Here is a 16,318-nt window from a genome sequence, read left to right on the forward strand (position 1 = left end):
CGTCCTTCCTGACAGGGCAGGGCCTTACACATTCCCGTGCCACCGGCACGTGTCACGGGGGGCGGGAAAATCCGGACAACAAGGATCGCGAGACGACGGGCAGATCGATCAGTTCAAGCCATATTGCAAACACTCTTGACATGGACATTGGACTAGACCAACTTGGCTGCGGGGCACCCCACTTGCCCCGGACCTGCCCCACGACCCGTTCTGACGCGTTCTCACTTCCCCACTCCCCCCACCGGAGCCCACGTGAACCGCATACGCTCCCTCGCCATCCCGCTCGCCGTGACCCTCGCCGCCGCCGGGCTCACCGCCCTGGCCACCGGCACCGCCCAGGCCGCCGACGTCAACGTCGTCCGCAACGGCGGCTTCGAGTCCGGCCTCGCCAACTGGACGTGCACCGCCGGCAGCGGCGCCGTCGTCTCCTCCCCCGTCTTCGCGGGGGCCGGCGCCCTCAAGGCCACCCCCGCGGGCCAGGACAACGCCCGGTGCAGCCAGGTCGTCACCGTCAAGCCGAGCTCGACCTACACGCTGAGCCAGCAGGTCAACGGCTCGTACGTGTACCTCGGCGCGACCGGGACCGGCACCCAGGACGTCTCCACCTGGACCCCCGGCACCGGCGGCGGCTTCCAGAAGCTGTCCACCACCTTCAGCACCGGCCCGAGCACCACGCAGGTCACCGTCTACACCCACGGCTGGTACGGCCAGCCCGGCTTCGTGGTCGACGAGTTCAGCGTCTTCGGCCCCGACGGCGGAGGCGGCACCGACCCCTCGCCGACCATCCCCGGCGCACCCTCGGGCAGCGCCGTTTCCGGCCAGAGCTCCAGCGGGCTCACCCTTTCGTGGAACACGGTCAGCGGGGCCACCGGGTATTACGTGTATCAGGACGGCGTCCGCGTCCAGACCGTGACCTCGGGCACCTCCGCGCAGATCTCCGGGCTCGCCGCGTCGACCACGTACTCCTTCCAGGTGAGCGCGTACAACGCGGCCGGCGAGGGCGTGAAGGGCGCGGCCGTCCCCGGCACCACCACGAGCGGCGGGGGCGGCAACCCGAACCCGTCGGTGCCCAAGCACGCGGTGACCGGCTACTGGCAGAACTTCGACAACGGCGCGACCGTCCAGAAGATCTCCGACGTCTCCGCGCAGTACGACATCATCGCCGTCTCCTTCGCCGACGCCACGAGCACGCCCGGCGCCATCACCTTCAACCTCGACTCGGCCGGCCTCGGCGGCTACACGGTGCCCCAGTTCAAGGCGGACATCGCCGCGAAGAAGGCGGCCGGCAAGTCCGTCATCCTCTCCATCGGCGGCGAGAAGGGCACCATCTCGGTCAACGACTCGGCGTCCGCGACCAACCTCGCCAACTCCGCGTACGCGCTGATGCAGGAGTACGGCTTCACCGGGATCGACATCGACCTGGAGAACGGCCTGAACCCCACCTACATGACCCAGGCGCTGAAGGCGCTGGCGGCGAAGGCCGGCCCCTCGCTCGTCCTCACCATGGCCCCGCAGACCATCGACATGCAGTCGACGCAGGGCGGCTACTTCAAGACGGCTCTCGCCGTGAAGGACATCCTCACCGTCGTCAACATGCAGTACTACAACAGCGGCGCGATGCTCGGCTGCGACGGCAAGGTCTATTCCCAGGGCTCGGTGGACTTCCTCACCGCGCTGGCCTGCATCCAGCTGGAGGGCGGGCTCGACCCCTCGCAGGTGGGCATCGGGGTCCCGGCCTCCCCCAGCGGCGCGGGCAGCGGCTACGTCTCGCCGACCATCGTGAACAACGCGCTGGACTGCCTGGCCAGGGGCACGAACTGCGGCACCTTCAAGCCGTCGAAGACCTACCCGGGGCTGCGCGGCGCGATGACCTGGTCGACCAACTGGGACGCCAAAGCGGGTAGCGCTTGGTCCAACGCGGTGGGTCCGAAGGTCCACGGCCTGCCGTAGCCGGTAGGTGTGTGGGGTTGGCTGGTTTGAGGTTCTTGACCCGGACATGCCACGAGAGCACGCTGTGCGCGTCCGCACGGCTACCCCCACACTCCCACCCAGGAGAACGCATGCGGCTCCACCACCGCCGAAGGGCCGCCGTCACGGCGGCCCTTCTCGCGCTCGCGCTCGGCGCACCCGCCTACGGCCTGAGCGCGACGGCAGCCCCGCCGCCCACCCCGTCGACCGCCACCCAGGACGAGTCGATCGTCCAGTACGAGATCGAGGGCCCGTCCACGGCGACGGAACGCACCGCCCTGCTCCGTACCGGCGTCTCGATCGACGAGGTGGACGCCCGCTCGGTCGTCGTCAGCGCCGACACGATGCAGGCCAAGAAGCTGCGCGCCCTCGGCTACGAGCTGACCGCGCTGCCCGGACCGCCGGACCGCTCCGACGGGCGCGACATCGCCGCCGGGATCAACGACTTCCCGTCGAAGGACGCGCTCTACCACAACTACGCCGAGGCGAGCGCGGAGATCGACCAGCGCATCGCCCAGTACCCCTCGATCATCAGCAAGCGCGTCATCGGGAAGTCCTACCAGGGCCGGGACCTCGTCGCGATCAAGATCAGCGACAACGTCGCGACCGACGAGGCCGAGCCCGAGGTGCTCTTCACCGCGCACCAGCACGCCCGCGAGCACCTGACGGTCGAGATGGCCCTCTACCTGATCAAGGAGTTCGGCTCGAAGTACGGGACGGACTCGCGCGTCACCAACGCGGTCAACGGCCGCGAGATCTGGATCATCCCCGACCTCAACCCGGACGGCGGCGAGTACGACATCGCCTCCGGCTCGTACCGCTCCTGGCGCAAGAACCGGCAGCCGAACGCCGGCTCCTCCTACGTCGGCACGGACGAGAACCGCAACTGGAACTACAAGTGGGGCTGCTGCGGCGGCTCCAGCAGCAGCAAGAGCTCCGAGACCTACCGGGGCCCGGCCGCCGAGTCGGCGCCCGAGGTGAAGGCGGTCTCGGACTTCGTGCGCAGCCGCGTGATCGGCGGCAAGCAGCAGATCACGGCCGCCATCGACTTCCACACGTACAGCGAGCTCGTGCTGTGGCCGTTCGGGTGGACGTACAACGACACGGCGCCGGGGCTGACCGCCGACGACCTGGCCGTGTTCAAGAAGATCGGCACCAGCATGGCGGCCAGCAACGGCTACACGCCGGAGCAGTCGAGCGACCTGTACATCACCGACGGGACGATCGACGACTGGCTGTGGGGCGACCAGAAGATCTTCGGCTACACCTTCGAGATGTACCCGGCCAGCTCGGGCGGCGGCGGCTTCTACCCGCCGGACGAGGTCATCGAACGCGAGACGGCGCTCAACAAGGACGCGGTGCTGCAGCTCCTGGAGAACGCGGACTGCATGTACCGGTCGATCGGCAAGCAGGCGCAGTACTGCCCGTAGTGCCGTTGGTGCACGTCACGTGAACCGGGGCGCCCCACCGCCAGGGGGGCGCCCCTTCCCGCGTGCCTTCCCGGCTAGTCCTTCTTCGCCTGCTCGGCGTTGCGCCAGATCGTGAGGTCGAGGGTGATGTACTGGCTCGACTCCTTCGCCCCCGACTTGCCGCGGTAGGTCGCCACCGCGATGTGCCCGGCGTCGCTCAGGACGCAGACCTCGGATCCGGCCGTGAGCTGGTCGAGGGTGATCTTCTCGGTGAAGCGGGTCACCTTGCGGCAGGTCTCGAGCGAGCCCTTCTCCGAGTTGTTCAGCAGGACCAGCTTCCCGTTCGCGGTGCCGAACTCGTCCTTCCCGAAGGTGGTGTCCCGGTAGAAGTAGAGGTCTCCCTTTCCGTAGTGCACGCCCCCGCCGGTCGACTCCTCCGCCGGACGTGGCGGATTGTCGGCGAGCAGCAGCTGGTGGGACCCGGGCATGTCGATGCCCTTGTACGAGACCGGCTGCGGGTCCACTGGCTTCTGGACCCCGCCCGGAGAGGCGCTCGCACTCCCCCCGCTGCCCCTGCTGCCCGACGCCCCGTCCGTACCGCCCTTGTCGCCGTCCGGCAGCAGGGACCCGATGACGGCGAGCCCGATGACCGCGCCCACGACGGACAGGGTGACGATCAGCCCGGTCCGCTTGGGCTTGGTCGGCGCGGGCGGGTACGTGGGCTGCCCCCACCCGGGCTGCGCGTAGCCGGGCTGGGCGTACGCGGGCTGCGCGTACGTGGGCTGCGGGTGCGGAGCCTGCGGGCGCGGGGGTTGCGCGTAGGCGGGCTGCGCGTACGGCTGCGGCGTCCCGTAGCCGGTCGGCACCGTCTGCGGCCCGGGCTGCACGGGGGCGGGCCGCCCCGGGCCGGCCTGCCCGGGGCCGGGCTGCGCCGGAGCGGCCTGCGTCGGGGCGGCGGCCAGGCCGGTCGGCGTGTACCCGGGCGCGGCGGCGGGTGCCGGAGGCGCGCTCGGGGCCGCGGGCTGCGCGGAGAGCTCGGTCGGCACCGGCGTGGCCGGCCGCGGCGGCGGGGTGGGCGCCGGGGCGGGCAGCAGCTGCACCCGCTCGGTGATGGCACCGGCGACCGCGCGCGGCAGCCAGTCCTCGCCCTGGCGCAGCGGCTCGGCGCCCGCGGCTTCGTTGCACAGCGCGATGACCTCCGTCAGCGCGGGCCGGTCGGCCGGGTCGCGGCTGAGGCAGCGGGTCACCAGGGGCCGCAGCTCCTCGGGCAGTCCGCCGAGGTCGGGGTCCTCGTGCACGATCCGGTAGAGCACCGCGTGCGAGGGCCCGTCGCCGTAGACGGAGGAGCCCATGGCCGCGAAGGCGGCGATCTGGCCGAGGGCGAAGACGTCGGTGGCCGGGGTGATCGTGCCGGCCGAGGCCTGTTCGGGCGCCATGAACGCCGGGGTGCCGATGCTGACGCCCGTGCTGGTCAGGGCGGTGCTGTCGGCCGCGCGGGCGATGCCGAAGTCGATGACGCGCGGGCCGTCGGAGGCGAGGAGCACGTTGGCGGGCTTCAGGTCGCGGTGGACGATGCCCGCGCCGTGGATGACGGTCAGCGCCTCGGCGACCCCGACGGCCAGCAGCAGCACGCTGCGCGGCGGCAGCGCGCCGTGGTGGGCCACGGCGTGCGCGAGGGAGGGGCCGGGTACGTAGGCCGTGGCCAGCCAGGGCTGGGAGCCCTCGGTGTCCGAGTCGATGACCGGGGCGGTGTAGAGCCCCTGGACCCGCTCCGCGGACCGCACTTCCTGCTGGAAGCGGCGCCGGAACTCGGGGTCCTCGCCGAACTCGGACCGGATCACCTTGATGGCGATGGGGCGGCCGCCCGGCGTGTACGAGAGGTACACCTTGCCCATGCCGCCCGCGCCGAGCACCGCCGCGAGCCGGTAGCCGCCCACGACCTCCGGGTCGTCCGCCTTGAGCGGTTGGAAGATGCCTGCCGAAGGTGCGCTGCTCATGAGGACCCATCCCTGCTAGCGGCGTTCCGGCCCCCGCCGGCGCCCCGAAGTCATCCGTGAGGGTACCCAATGGGCGCTCGCCCGCCGGACCCGGACCGCTGACCCGGCGGCGGGAGTTGGCGGCGCCCGCCGCCAACTCCCTTACGGGGAAAGGCTCAGGCGTCGAGCACCGCGAGGGCGTCGATCTCGATCAGCAGGTCGCCGGGGAGGCCCACGTACACCGTGGTGCGGGCGGAGGGGACCGCCTTGAGGTTCTGCTCCTCGAAGTAGGCGTTGTAGATCCCGTTCATCTCTTCGAAGTGCGTGGTGTCGGTGAGGTAGACGCGCAGCATCATCACGTCGTCCCAGGTCGCGCCGCCCGCCTCCAGTACGGAGCGGACGTTCTCCAGCGTCTGGAGGGTCTGCTCGCGCAGGGTGGGGCCGGCCGGGGTGGGCTCCTGCCCGTCCACGTGCGGGAGGAAGCCGACCTGGCCTGCGACCTGGAGGATGTTGCCCTTGCGGACGCCGTGCGAGAACTTCGCGGGCGGGTCGGTGTGGGTGGCGGGGGTGATCGCGATCTTGTCGGTCATGGCCTGTCTTCTTCCTGTTCCTGTACGGGGCCCGAGCCTGAGTACTCGCGGCCGATGGCGTCGGCGGTCTGCCGTACGAGCGGGAGGAGTTCGAGCAGCCCCACGACGGAGAGGACCACGCCGGGGGCGGAGACGGACATCGCGGCGACCACGCGGCCGTCGGGTCCGCGGACGGGGGCGGCCAGGCAGTTCAGGGACTCCTCGTGGCCGCCGAGGTCCGTGGCCCACCCCTGGGCGCGTACGAGGTCCAGCTCGCGCAGGTACGCGGCGGCGTCGGGGGTGGAGCGGGAGGTGTAGGCCGGGTACTCGATGCGCGCGGCCAGGGCCCGGCGCTCGGCCTCCGGCAGGTCGGCGATGAGCAGCTTGGCCACGGCGGCGACGGTGAGGGGGACGGGCCGGCCGATGCGCGAGTACATCCGGACCGCGTAGCGGCTGTCGACCTTGTCCACGTAGACGACCTCGTCGTCCTGGTGGAGGGCGAGGTGCACGGTGTGCCCGGTGATCCGGTTCAGTTCGAGCAGGTGCGGGTGGGCGATGTCGCGCACGTCGAGGTTCTCGATGGACTCGGCGGCCAGCGCGAAGAGGGAGGCCCCGAGCCGGTAGCGGCCGTCGCCCTGCCGGTAGACGAAGCCGTGTTCCTGGAGGGTCCGCAGCAGGCGCAGGGCCGTGCTCTTGTGCACGGCGAGCACCTCGGCGACCTCGCCGAGCCCGGCCGGTCCCTTGGCCAGGGCCGGCAGGATCCGCAGCGCCCGTTCCACCGACTGGCTCACGCCGTGCACCTCCGTACGGAACCCGGACCCGGACCGGACCCGTTGACCCGTCGTCATCCGGGATGTTAGACAGCATGCAGCGGTGCACGCAACGACTGTTGCACTGTACGCAACAACGGCAACGCCCCGGGAGGCACACACCCATGCCCAGCGACCCCGTCCAGGCCCTCGCCCAGGAGCCGGTGGACCACCGGTTCAAGGGCCTCCCCCCGGACGCCGGACAGGCGGGCCTCACCGTGGGAGAGCTGACCGCCCAGCGGCGGAGCCTCTACACCGGCGGGTTCACCACGCCCGTGCTCACCCTCGACGCGGAGGCGCTGAGCCACAACCTCGCCGCCCTCGGCGCGTACGCCGAGCGCCACGGGCTCGCCTTCGCCCCGCACGGCAAGACCTGCATGGCCCCGCAGCTGTTCCGGCGTCAGCTGGAGCACGGGGCCTGGGGCATCACCGCCGCCGTCCCCCACCAGGCGCGCGTCTACCGGGCGTTCGGCATCCAGCGGATCTTCCTCGCCAACGAGCTCGTCGACGCCGCCGCCCTGCGCTGGGTGGCCGCCGAGCTCGCCGCGGACCCCGATTTCCGCTTCGTCTGCTACGTGGACTCCGTACGCGGGGTCCAGCTCATGGACCGGGCCCTGGCGGGCCGGTCCCAGCAGGTCGACGTGGTCGTCGAGCTCGGCGCCGGGGAGGGCGCCCGCACGGGGGCCCGCAGCGACGAGGACTGCCGGGCCGTCGCCGACGCGGTGGCGGGGACGGACACCCTGCGCCTGGTCGGTGTCGCCGGGTACGAGGCGGAGGTGCCCGGCGCCGACCCGGACTCCGTGCACGCCTACCTGCGCCGGCTCACCGCCCTGGCGGCCGAGTTCGACAAGGCGGGACGCTTCGAGGGGGTCGAGGAGATCGTCGTCAGCGCGGGCGGCTCCGCCTGGTTCGACGCCGTCGCCGACGTGTTCGCCGAGCTGCCGGAGCTCTCCCGGCCGGTCCTGAAACTGCTGCGCTCCGGTGCGTACGTCTCCCACGACCACGGCTGGTACACCCGCCTCACCCCCTTCAACCGGGTCCCCGGGGAGGGCGGCCTGCGCCCCGCCTTCCGGCTCTGGGCGCAGGTGGTCTCCCGGCCCTCCCCCACCCAGGCGTTCGTCAACGCCGGCAAGCGGGACATCGCCTACGACCTGGGGCTGCCCGAGGCCGAGCTGGTCCGCGACCCCCTCACCGGCGCCGAGCGCCCGGCGACGGGGATCCGCGTCCTGAAGCTCTCCGACCAGCACGCCTGGCTGGAGACGGACTCCGCCGAGGACGTGCGGGTCGGCGACTGGGTGGCGCTGGGCATGTCCCACCCGTGCACGATCTTCGAGAAGTGGCCGCTGATCCCGGTGGTGGAGGCCGACGGCACGGTCACCGAGTACGTCCGGACGTTCTTCTAAGCCCATGGACCTGGTCATCCGCGGGGCCCGCGTCGTCGACGGCACGGGCGGGCCCTCCTACACCGCCGACGTCGGGATCCACGAGGGCCGCATCGCCGAAGTGGGCGGCCGGATCGCGGGCGGCGGGCGGCACACGCTCGACGCCCGCGGGCTCGCCCTGGCCCCCGGTTTCATCGACATGCACGCCCACAGCGACCTGGCCCTGCTCCGCGATCCGGACCACGGCGCGAAGGCCGCCCAGGGCGTCACCCTCGAAGTCCTCGGCCAGGACGGCCTGTCGTACGCCCCCGTGGACGACCGCACGCTGGCCGAGGTGCGGGCCGCCATCGCCGGCTGGAACGGCACGGGCGAGGACATCGAATTCGACTGGCGCACGGTCGGCGGATACCTGGACCGGCTCGACCGGGCCCACGGCGGGCAGGGCATCGCCGTCAACGCCGCCTACCTGGTCCCCCAGGGCACCGTCCGCGCCCACGTCGTCGGCTGGGGCGACCGCCCCGCCACGCCCGCGGAGCTCGACCGGATGCGGAACCTGGTCGCCGAGGGGCTCGCGCAGGGCGCCGTAGGCATGTCCTCCGGGCTCACCTACACCCCGGGCATGTACGCGTCCGGCGCCGAACTGACCGAGCTGTGCCGGGTGGTGGCCCGGTACGGCGGCTACTACTGCCCGCACCACCGCTCGTACGGCCGCGGCGCCCTGGCCGCCTACGCCGAGATGGTCGAGCTGACCCGCGAGGCCGGCTGCGCCCTGCACCTGGCGCACGCCACGATGAACTTCGGTGAGAACCAGGGCCGGGCGGACGAGCTGCTCGCCCTGCTCGACGGAGCGCTGGCCGACGGCGCCGACATCACCCTCGACAGCTACCCGTACACCCCCGGCTGCACCACCCTGGTCGCCCTGCTGCCCAGTTGGGCGAACGAGGGCGGACCCGAGGCGGTCCTCGCCCGGCTGCGCGACGACGCGGAGGCCGAGCGGATCCGGTACGCGCTGGAGGTGGAGGGCGCCGACGGCTGCCACGGGGTCCCGGTCGACTGGTCGACGATCGAGATCGCCGGGACCACGGATCCGGCCTACGCGGCGTACATCGGCACGCGCGTCCCCGACTGGGACACGGCCCGCGCGCTGCTGCTGGGCGACCGGCTCGGCCCGAGCATCCTCCAGCACGTCGGGCACGAGGAGAACGTACGGGCGATCATGCGCCACCCGGTCCACACGGGCGGCTCGGACGGCATCCTGCAGGGCGCGAAACCGCATCCGCGGGCCTACGGCACCTTCCCGCACTACCTCGGGCACTACGTGCGCGAGCTGGGCGTCCTCTCCCTGGAGGAGTGCGTCGCCCACCTCTCCGGCCGTCCCGCCGCACGGCTGAGGCTGCCGGACCGGGGGCTGGTGCGCGTCGGGCACCGGGCCGACCTCGTCCTCTTCGATCCGCTGACGGTCGCGGCCGGATCGACGTACGAGCGGCCGCGCGCGCTGCCGTCCGGGATCCCGTACGTCCTGATCGACGGGCGTTTCGTCGTACGGGACGGGCGCAGGACGGACGTCCTCGCCGGGCGGGCCGTGCGTCGCACGCCGCACGGCGGCCGCTAGTCGTCCGTCGTGCGGCCGCCGGTCGGCCGTGTTCCACCCATACGATGAGCGGCATGTACGCCTTTGTGCCTGCCGCCCTCTTCCTCGCCCTCTTCGGCGTGAGCGTCCGGGAGGACCGCCGGCGCTTCCGCAACGCGGTCTACCTGGGCCTCACCTTCATCTTCACCTCGATCGGGCTGCTGTTCCAGGTCGCGCACCTGCCGGCGGGGCTGGCGGAAGCCGTGGTCATCCTGATCTTCCTGGTGCCCACGGTCGGCATCCTCGCGCTCGGCGTCTTCCTGATCGGCAACGGCGTGACGATGGTCCGCAAGGAGGGCCGGCGGCCGGGCAACCTGCTGTCCCTCGCGGCGGGCGTGGCCATCTTCGTCCTCATCGCCTTCGTCTTCGTGGCGGCCGACACCGGACCGCCCGCCCTGGACGCCGTGGTCGCCGGGGTGGTCTTCCTCGTCGCGTACGTCTCCTTCCTCTTCCTCTGTTTCCTCGCCTACGCCTACCTCTACGGGCGGATCAAGGTGCGCGGGGACGTGGACTTCGTCGTGATGCTCGGCTCCGGCCTGATCGGCGGCGACCGGGTCCCGCCCCTGCTGGCCTCCCGGCTGCGCAAGGGCCAGGCGATCCACGACGCCCAGATCGCGCGGGGCGGCCGGGCGCCGCTGCTGCTCACCTCGGGCGGCAAGGGGACGGACGAGAAGGTCGCCGAGGCGCGGGCGATGGCGGACTGGCTGATGACCGAGGGCGGCGTGCCGCAGGAGCACCTGCGGCTGGAGGACCGTTCCCGCACGACGGAGGAGAACCTCTTCTTCAGCCGGACGATCATGGAGGCGGAGGACCCCGCCTACCGCTGCGTGGTGGTCACCAACAACTTCCACGCCTTCCGCGCCGCGATGATGGCCCGCAAGGCCGGGGTCAACGGGCAGGTGCTCGGCTCGCCGACGGCGAAGTACTTCTGGCCGAGCGCGACGATCCGCGAGTTCGTGGCGGTGTTCTGGGAGCACAAGACCGCCAACCTCAGCATTTGCGGCGCCATCGTGGCCCTGACGGCGGTACTCGCGCTGTCCGTCTGACCGGCCGGCCGGGCCGCCCGGTCCCGAGGTGCGTTCATGGGGGCAGGGCCGGAGGATGGGGCCAGGGGGACACAGCAGGAGGTAGCGATGGACAGTGAATCGGACCAGCAGCCCCAGCGCCCCGCCCACCTCTACACGGGGTCGGAGCACCCGTTCGACCCCGAGGACCTCGTGATGGCGCGCGGCCAGGACGTGACTCCGGAGCGAGTCGAGAAGGCACGCAAGCTGATCGAGAAGGAGGGCGCGAGGGCGCTCGAACGCTACCTCCCGTAGGTGGGCCCGGAACGGGGCGGACCGGGCTCCCCGGTCCGCCCCGAGGTGCGATCGGGGCGATGCGCATCCAGAATCGATGGATGCTCGTTAGCCCGCGCGGGGGCCGATTCCGAAGGGACGACAACGATGCGCGCCCAGGCCGCTTCCCACGCCCACTCCGCCGCAACGACCATCGACTGGGACCACCCGGCCGACCCGCCCGCGGGGCAGCTCTCCACGCACGTGCGCGCCTACGTGGACAGCTCCGGCGCCGACGGGCACCTGTGGCACGGGGTGCCGACGCTCCTGCTGACCACCCTCGACCGGTTCTCCGGCCGGCCCGTCCGCACCCCGCTGATCTACGCGAAGGACGACGGCCGCCACATCGTCCTGGCCACCGCGGCCGACGGCACGCCCGGCGTCCCCTCCTGGTACCGCAACCTCACCGCCCACCCCGAGGTCCGCCTCCAGGTCGGCGCCCTGACCGCGCAGGCCCGCGCGCGCACGGCGACCCCGGCGGAGCGGGAGACGTACTGGGAGGCCGTGACCGCCCTGTGGCCCGCCTACGAGGACCACCAGGCGGCGGCCGCACCCCGCGAGATCCCCCTGGTCATCATCGAGCGCTGACCGCAGCCTCGAAGGCCTCAGCCTCAGCCGGTGACCGCGATGCGGCCCTCCAGGCCGGTGCTGACGAGGTGGGTGGCGTCGGCGTCCACGAAGCGGATGCGCCAGTAGCCGCTGCTCTGCGCGGTGAACTTCTTGCTCACGGCTCCGTTGGCCCCGGAGACGGAGGTGCCCATCTCCTTCCACGTGGTGGAGCCGTCGGGCCGGAAGTAGTACCGGACCTTCTGTCCGGCGTACGGCACGAACCCCTCGCTGGGCGTGTACGTGTCCAGGACCCCGGCGACGTACAGCTGCTGCCCCTTGGCCACCGGACGCGGTCCGAAGCGCTCGCCGGTGATCTGGGTCTGGGCGCGCGACTGGCGGAGCACCTTGGCGCCCGTGCTGGGGCCGATGTTGGAGGTGCCCGGTGTGTACACCCGCCACCCGTCGGACGGGTACTTGCCGCTCGGCGTGGTCACCTTCAGGGTGAACGTCTTGTTGTAGGGCACGGTGAAGGACTGGCGGGTGACCCACTTGCCCGGCGCGATCTGGAACTGGATCTCGACCGGCGCCTGCTGGCCGGTGAGGCCGTCGACGAGGACCTTGCCGCTGAAGGTGAGCCCGCCGTACTTGTCGGTCGCGACCAGCTTCTCCTCCACGACCTTCGTCGTGTGGGTGATCTTCGCGACGGTCGCGGTGCGCGTGCCGTCTCGCGTCAGCCATTTTTCGTCGCGGTTGTACACGCTCAGGGAACCGGTCGTGAGGACGCGGGGCAGGAGGGTGTAGCTGCCGTCGGGCCCGGTGGTGGCCTCCGCAGTTCCGATTCCGTAGGTGCCCACGCGCTGGCCGACGGCGGGCTTGACCGTGCCGTCGTCCGCCCGGCGGCTGAGCTTGCCGAGCACGGGCACGCCGGTCCCGTAGCGGGCGGTGAGGGGCCCCGTCGAGGTCAGCGTCATGACGGCCTTCTGGGCCCGGATCGTCACCGGGACCGTCGCGGTCGCCGCGGTGTTCCCGCTCGCCAGGGTCACGGTGTGGGTCAGGGAGCTCTCGGTTCCGAGGGCGGCGACGGAAAGGGCGAACTTGCCCTGCGCGTCGGAGACCCCGTCGGCCGAGCCGTCGCCGAGGCGGGCACGGACCTTCGCGCCCGTCAGCGGCAGGCGCTCTCCGGTGCGCGGGTGGACCGCGGTGACCGTGCCGGTGACCTGGGTGCCGAGGGCGTCCAGCGAGAACTCCTGCCGGCTGGACTTCGCCTCGACCCGGGCGTCGAGCGCGTAGGTGGACCGGCCGGCGTTGCGGACGGTCACCTCAGTGCCGTTGTACTCCCTGGCGTACACGTCCAGTTCGTAGTCCCCCATGTCGGGGAGGACCAGCGGCTGCTTCTCGCCCTGGTACCACTCGCGGGGGGAGCCGCCCGATTCGTCGATGTCCCAGTAGTGGTGTGTGAGGTCGTCGACCACGGCGACGACCTTGTCGGTGCCCGCCCGGCGCACGTCGACCCGGTACGGGGTCGGGTCCCCGCCGCCTTCGATGTGGACGATGAACTCGTTGTTCACGCGCTGGATGCTGACGACCCCCACCGAGACCGGAACGGACTTGATCTCCGGGTCCGCCATCGGTGCCGCCTGCCGCGCGGCCGGTGCGGCGTTCGCGGCGGGCGCCGCCAGCGCGCCCACGGCCGCGAGCACGACGGCCGTCCCGACGGCCGTCATGGTCCTTCTGAAACTGTTCACCGGCTGAATCCCCCGTGCATCACATGTGATCGACTGCACGGGTTGGACGGCCGACCGGCCGCGATGGTTGTACCGCCTCCGGCACCAGTGCGGTGATCATCGCGGTGTGATCAAATCTCCGGATGCTCCGGATGATCACACGCCCCGACCGTGCCCGCGGCGGCACCGCCCGCCTCTGGACGGCCAGTGCGCTGTCCTCGGGGTCTACCTGGGTCATGCAGATCAGCCTGTTCATCCAGGTGCTGCAAGAGTCCTCCCCCGCCACGCTCGCTGCCGTGGAGCTCATCGGGACCGTGCCCGCGCTGGCGTTCATGATGGTGGCCGGCACCCTCGCGGACCGGTTCGACGTGCGGCGCCTGGCCGTCGGCTCGATGGTCGCGCAGGCCGTCTGCGTCCTCGGCATGACCCTCTTCCTCGACCACGGCATCTGGATCACCGCCGCGTTCTACGGGCTCCAGGGCCTCGGCAACACCCTCTGGCCGCCGGCCCGTCAGCAGTGGCTGTACGGGGTGGTGGCACCGGAGTCCCGGCCCGCCGCCAACGCCCGGCTGGCATCCGTCTCGGGAACCATGACCGTCGTCGGCGCCTCGCTCGGCGGTGCGCTGGCCGGCTGGAGCCCCGTCGGCGCGATGGCCGTCGCGTGCGTGCTGCAGGTGCTGGCCGTCGTACCGCTGCTGGCGCAGGCCCGGCGGCCGATGCCGTACGCGGAGCCCGCGGTGCCGGGGGCTTCGGGGGCTTCGGGGGCGGCGGCCCGTGAACCGATGCGCAAGGAGCTGACCGCGGGTCTCCGGGTGCTGCGCGATCTGCCGCTGGCGCGCTCCGTCGTCTGGATCGGCATCGCCTGGGGCTGCATCGGCGGGGCGTACGACATCCTGCTCGCCGCCTACGCCACGGGCCATCTCGGCGGTGGCGGCGCGGTGTTGGGCTCGTTGTACGTGGCGGACGGGGTCGCCGTCATCCTCGGCACGCTCCTGGCCGCACGGTTCGCGGTCCGCCGCCACCTGGCGGCGTACACCGCGGCCTACGTGTTCCAGGGCCTGGCCTGGGCGGCGTTCTTCCTCGCGGGGCATCCGGTCCTGGCGGTGGCGCTGCTGGGCGTGATGCGGCTGGCCAGTGGCGTCATCATCGCCCTGGACACCACCGTCCTGCTGGCCACCGTCCCCGCGGCCGTGCGCGGGCGGGTCTCCAGCCTCCACATGACCACGTACGGCGCGATGGCCCGCGTCTCCCTGGCCCTGTTCGGCGGCCTCCTCACCGTCTGCGACGTCCGCACCGTCGGAGTGTGCACCGGCGCCGCCTCGGTGGTGCTCGGCCTCCTCTGGTGGTGCCTGCGCGACCGCGAGATCCAGCGCACCTACCCGGCGGCGGTGGCCGCGCGCGAACCGGCCGCCGCGGCCGCCTGACCTACCGCGCGGAGCTCCAGCCCCGCCGGCGGAGGGCTTCGAAGCCGTCCAGGAGGAGGTCCAGGGCGAATTCGAACTCGAACTGGTCGTCGCAGCCGCTGCCGCCGACCGTGGAGCCGTCGTCGTGTGCGGCCGTCGCGGCCAGTTCCGCGATGTGCGGGAAGCGCGCCGCCAGTGCCGGGTCCGGCGGGCCGGAGGGGCCCGAGGTGTCGAACAGCTCCTGGCTGAAGCCGAGCAGGCGGCTGCCCATCGCGTGCATGACGTGGTGCGTGAGGTCGGCGGAGAGTCCGCCCGCGCGGAAGGTCCCGGCCATCGAGTCCAGGTACGCCAGCACGGCCGGGGTGGGTCCGGTCCGCGATTCGATGACCCGGGGCGCCCAGGGGTGGCGCTGCAGGACCCGGCGGGCCGAGAGGATCCGCCCGCGGATCACGCGCTGCCAGTCGGGGCCGGGGGCCGGCGGGTCGATCTCGCCGACGACGGCGTCGGTCATGCCGTCGAGCAGCTCCTCCTTGTTGGCCACGTGCTTGTAGAGGGCCATCGGTACGACGTCCAGCTCCTGGGCGAGCCTGCGCATGCTGAGCGCGTCGATGCCGGTGGCGTCGGCGAGCGCGACGGCGGCGCGCAGGACCCGGTCCCTGTTCAGGGGGATCCGCTGCGTGCCGGTGGCTTCCTGCCGGTTCATTCCCGTCCCGCCCCTTCCCACCTCTTCGACGACACCCTCGCCTTGACGAGTGTACGACGTACACCTATGGTCGCTGCAAGGTGTACGGCGTACACCTCCATCGAGCGAGGGGTACCGAGAAGATGAGTCCGGACCGGAGAACCGCGGTGGCCGCCGGGCTGCTGTTCCTGCTGACCGAGGTCTCCGCGATAGCCGGGGCGGCCCTCTACCGCCCCCTGCTGGGCGCGGCGGACGGCGGGCTCGCGCGGGGCGCCGATACGCAGGCCCTGCTCGGGGCCCTCTGCGAGGTGGTGCTGGTGGTGGCGGTGGCCGGCACCGGGGCGGCCCTGTTCCCCGTCCTGCGGCGCCACGGCGAGGGGCTCGCGCTCGGGTACGCCTTCGGGCGGCTGCTGGAGGCGGCCGTCATCGCCCTCGGGATCGCCTCCGTCCTGGCGCTCGTCACCCTGCGACGGGGGGCGGGGGCGCCGGACGGCGCCGATGCCGCGCTGGTGGCCCTGCACGAGTGGACGTTCCTGCTCGGCCCGAACATCGCCCTCGGCCTGAACACCGTCGTGCTCGCCTACCTGACCTACCGCGCCCGCCTGCTCCCGCGCTTCATCTCGATCCTCGGCCTGATCGGCGGCCCCCTGATCTGCGCCTCGGCGGCAGCCGTGATGTTCGGCGCCTACGACCAACTCTCCCTGCCGGGCGCAGCCGCCGCCCTCCCGGTCTTCGCCTGGGAACTGACCCTGGCCGGATGGCTGATCGCCAGGGGCTTCAAGCCCGGCGCGGCCCCCGCACCCCGGGCGACCGGCGAGGCGGCCACAGTCGCTTGATGGCGCACCCTTGCCCAGCCGGGCGGCCTGACGGCACGCTCGAC

The 16,318-nt window shown here is 72.2% G+C and carries 14 protein-coding genes; 9 read left to right on the forward strand and 5 right to left on the reverse strand.

The genetic code is table 11. The features are described from left to right. Positions 1-252 precede the first annotated feature (252 nt). Positions 253-1,950, forward strand: coding sequence for a chitinase (locus AC3IX6_RS12950; protein WP_489370265.1), 1,698 nt, complete (start codon positions 253-255; stop codon positions 1,948-1,950). A gap of 110 nt (positions 1,951-2,060) precedes the next feature. Continuing rightward, positions 2,061-3,398 (forward strand): M14 family metallopeptidase, encoded by a 1,338-nt coding sequence (locus tag AC3IX6_RS12955; RefSeq protein WP_489370266.1) that lies wholly within the window; start codon positions 2,061-2,063, stop codon positions 3,396-3,398. Positions 3,399-3,472: 74 nt separating this feature from the next. Here AC3IX6_RS12955 and AC3IX6_RS12960 read toward each other — a convergent pair whose 3' ends face one another. The 3 genes from AC3IX6_RS12960 to AC3IX6_RS12970 all read right to left on the reverse strand — a co-directional run bounded on the left by AC3IX6_RS12960 (position 3,473) and on the right by AC3IX6_RS12970 (position 6,713). Then, positions 3,473-5,374, reverse strand: coding sequence for a serine/threonine-protein kinase (locus AC3IX6_RS12960; RefSeq protein ID WP_489370267.1), 1,902 nt, complete (start codon positions 5,372-5,374; stop codon positions 3,473-3,475). Between the two features lie 155 nt (positions 5,375-5,529). Beyond that, positions 5,530-5,943, reverse strand: a complete 414-nt coding sequence (locus AC3IX6_RS12965; protein ID WP_489370268.1) for a RidA family protein — start codon at positions 5,941-5,943, stop codon at positions 5,530-5,532. Then, positions 5,940-6,713: an IclR family transcriptional regulator gene (locus AC3IX6_RS12970; RefSeq protein ID WP_489370269.1), complete on the reverse strand. Its 774-nt coding sequence runs from the start codon at positions 6,711-6,713 to the stop codon at positions 5,940-5,942. Before AC3IX6_RS12970 ends, AC3IX6_RS12965 begins: the two co-directional genes overlap by 4 nt. Positions 6,714-6,856: 143 nt before the next feature. Here AC3IX6_RS12970 and AC3IX6_RS12975 point away from each other — a divergent pair, with 143 nt between their 5' ends. From AC3IX6_RS12975 to AC3IX6_RS12995, 5 genes are all read left to right on the forward strand, one after another. Further along, positions 6,857-8,134 carry an amino acid deaminase gene (locus tag AC3IX6_RS12975; RefSeq protein ID WP_489370270.1) on the forward strand — a complete coding sequence of 426 codons (1,278 nt, stop codon included), beginning with the start codon at positions 6,857-6,859 and terminating at the stop codon, positions 8,132-8,134. A gap of 4 nt (positions 8,135-8,138) precedes the next feature. Then, positions 8,139-9,725, forward strand: coding sequence for an N-acyl-D-amino-acid deacylase family protein (locus AC3IX6_RS12980; protein WP_489370271.1), 1,587 nt, complete (start codon positions 8,139-8,141; stop codon positions 9,723-9,725). Between the two features lie 53 nt (positions 9,726-9,778). Then, positions 9,779-10,789, forward strand: coding sequence for a YdcF family protein (locus AC3IX6_RS12985; protein WP_489370272.1), 1,011 nt, complete (start codon positions 9,779-9,781; stop codon positions 10,787-10,789). Between the two features lie 87 nt (positions 10,790-10,876). Beyond that, a complete protein-coding gene (locus AC3IX6_RS12990) occupies positions 10,877-11,062 on the forward strand; it encodes a hypothetical protein (protein ID WP_243340661.1) in 186 nt (61 codons plus the stop codon). 126 nt (positions 11,063-11,188) lie between these two features. Continuing rightward, positions 11,189-11,668, forward strand: coding sequence for a nitroreductase/quinone reductase family protein (locus AC3IX6_RS12995; protein WP_489370273.1), 480 nt, complete (start codon positions 11,189-11,191; stop codon positions 11,666-11,668). A gap of 23 nt (positions 11,669-11,691) precedes the next feature. Here the strand turns inward: AC3IX6_RS12995 and AC3IX6_RS13000 are convergent, their stop codons facing one another. After that, the gene (locus AC3IX6_RS13000; protein ID WP_489370274.1) at positions 11,692-13,374 is read right to left on the reverse strand and encodes a hypothetical protein; all 1,683 of its coding nucleotides are present in this window, start codon (positions 13,372-13,374) and stop codon (positions 11,692-11,694) included. A 131-nt stretch (positions 13,375-13,505) separates the two neighbouring features. Here AC3IX6_RS13000 and AC3IX6_RS13005 point away from each other — a divergent pair, with 131 nt between their 5' ends. Further along, the gene (locus AC3IX6_RS13005) at positions 13,506-14,777 is read left to right on the forward strand and encodes an MFS transporter (RefSeq protein ID WP_489370275.1); all 1,272 of its coding nucleotides are present in this window, start codon (positions 13,506-13,508) and stop codon (positions 14,775-14,777) included. 1 nt (position 14,778) lies between these two features. Here AC3IX6_RS13005 and AC3IX6_RS13010 read toward each other — a convergent pair whose 3' ends face one another. Beyond that, the gene (locus AC3IX6_RS13010; protein WP_489370276.1) at positions 14,779-15,459 is read right to left on the reverse strand and encodes a TetR/AcrR family transcriptional regulator; all 681 of its coding nucleotides are present in this window, start codon (positions 15,457-15,459) and stop codon (positions 14,779-14,781) included. A gap of 122 nt (positions 15,460-15,581) precedes the next feature. On the opposite strand from AC3IX6_RS13010, the gene AC3IX6_RS13015 reads away from it, so the two are divergent. Continuing rightward, complete coding sequence (locus tag AC3IX6_RS13015) at positions 15,582-16,274, forward strand: DUF4386 domain-containing protein (protein WP_489370277.1); 693 nt, start codon at positions 15,582-15,584, stop codon at positions 16,272-16,274. The last annotated feature ends 44 nt before the right edge of the window (positions 16,275-16,318 follow it).

This window comes from Streptomyces sp. GL_141, assembly GCF_057834385.1.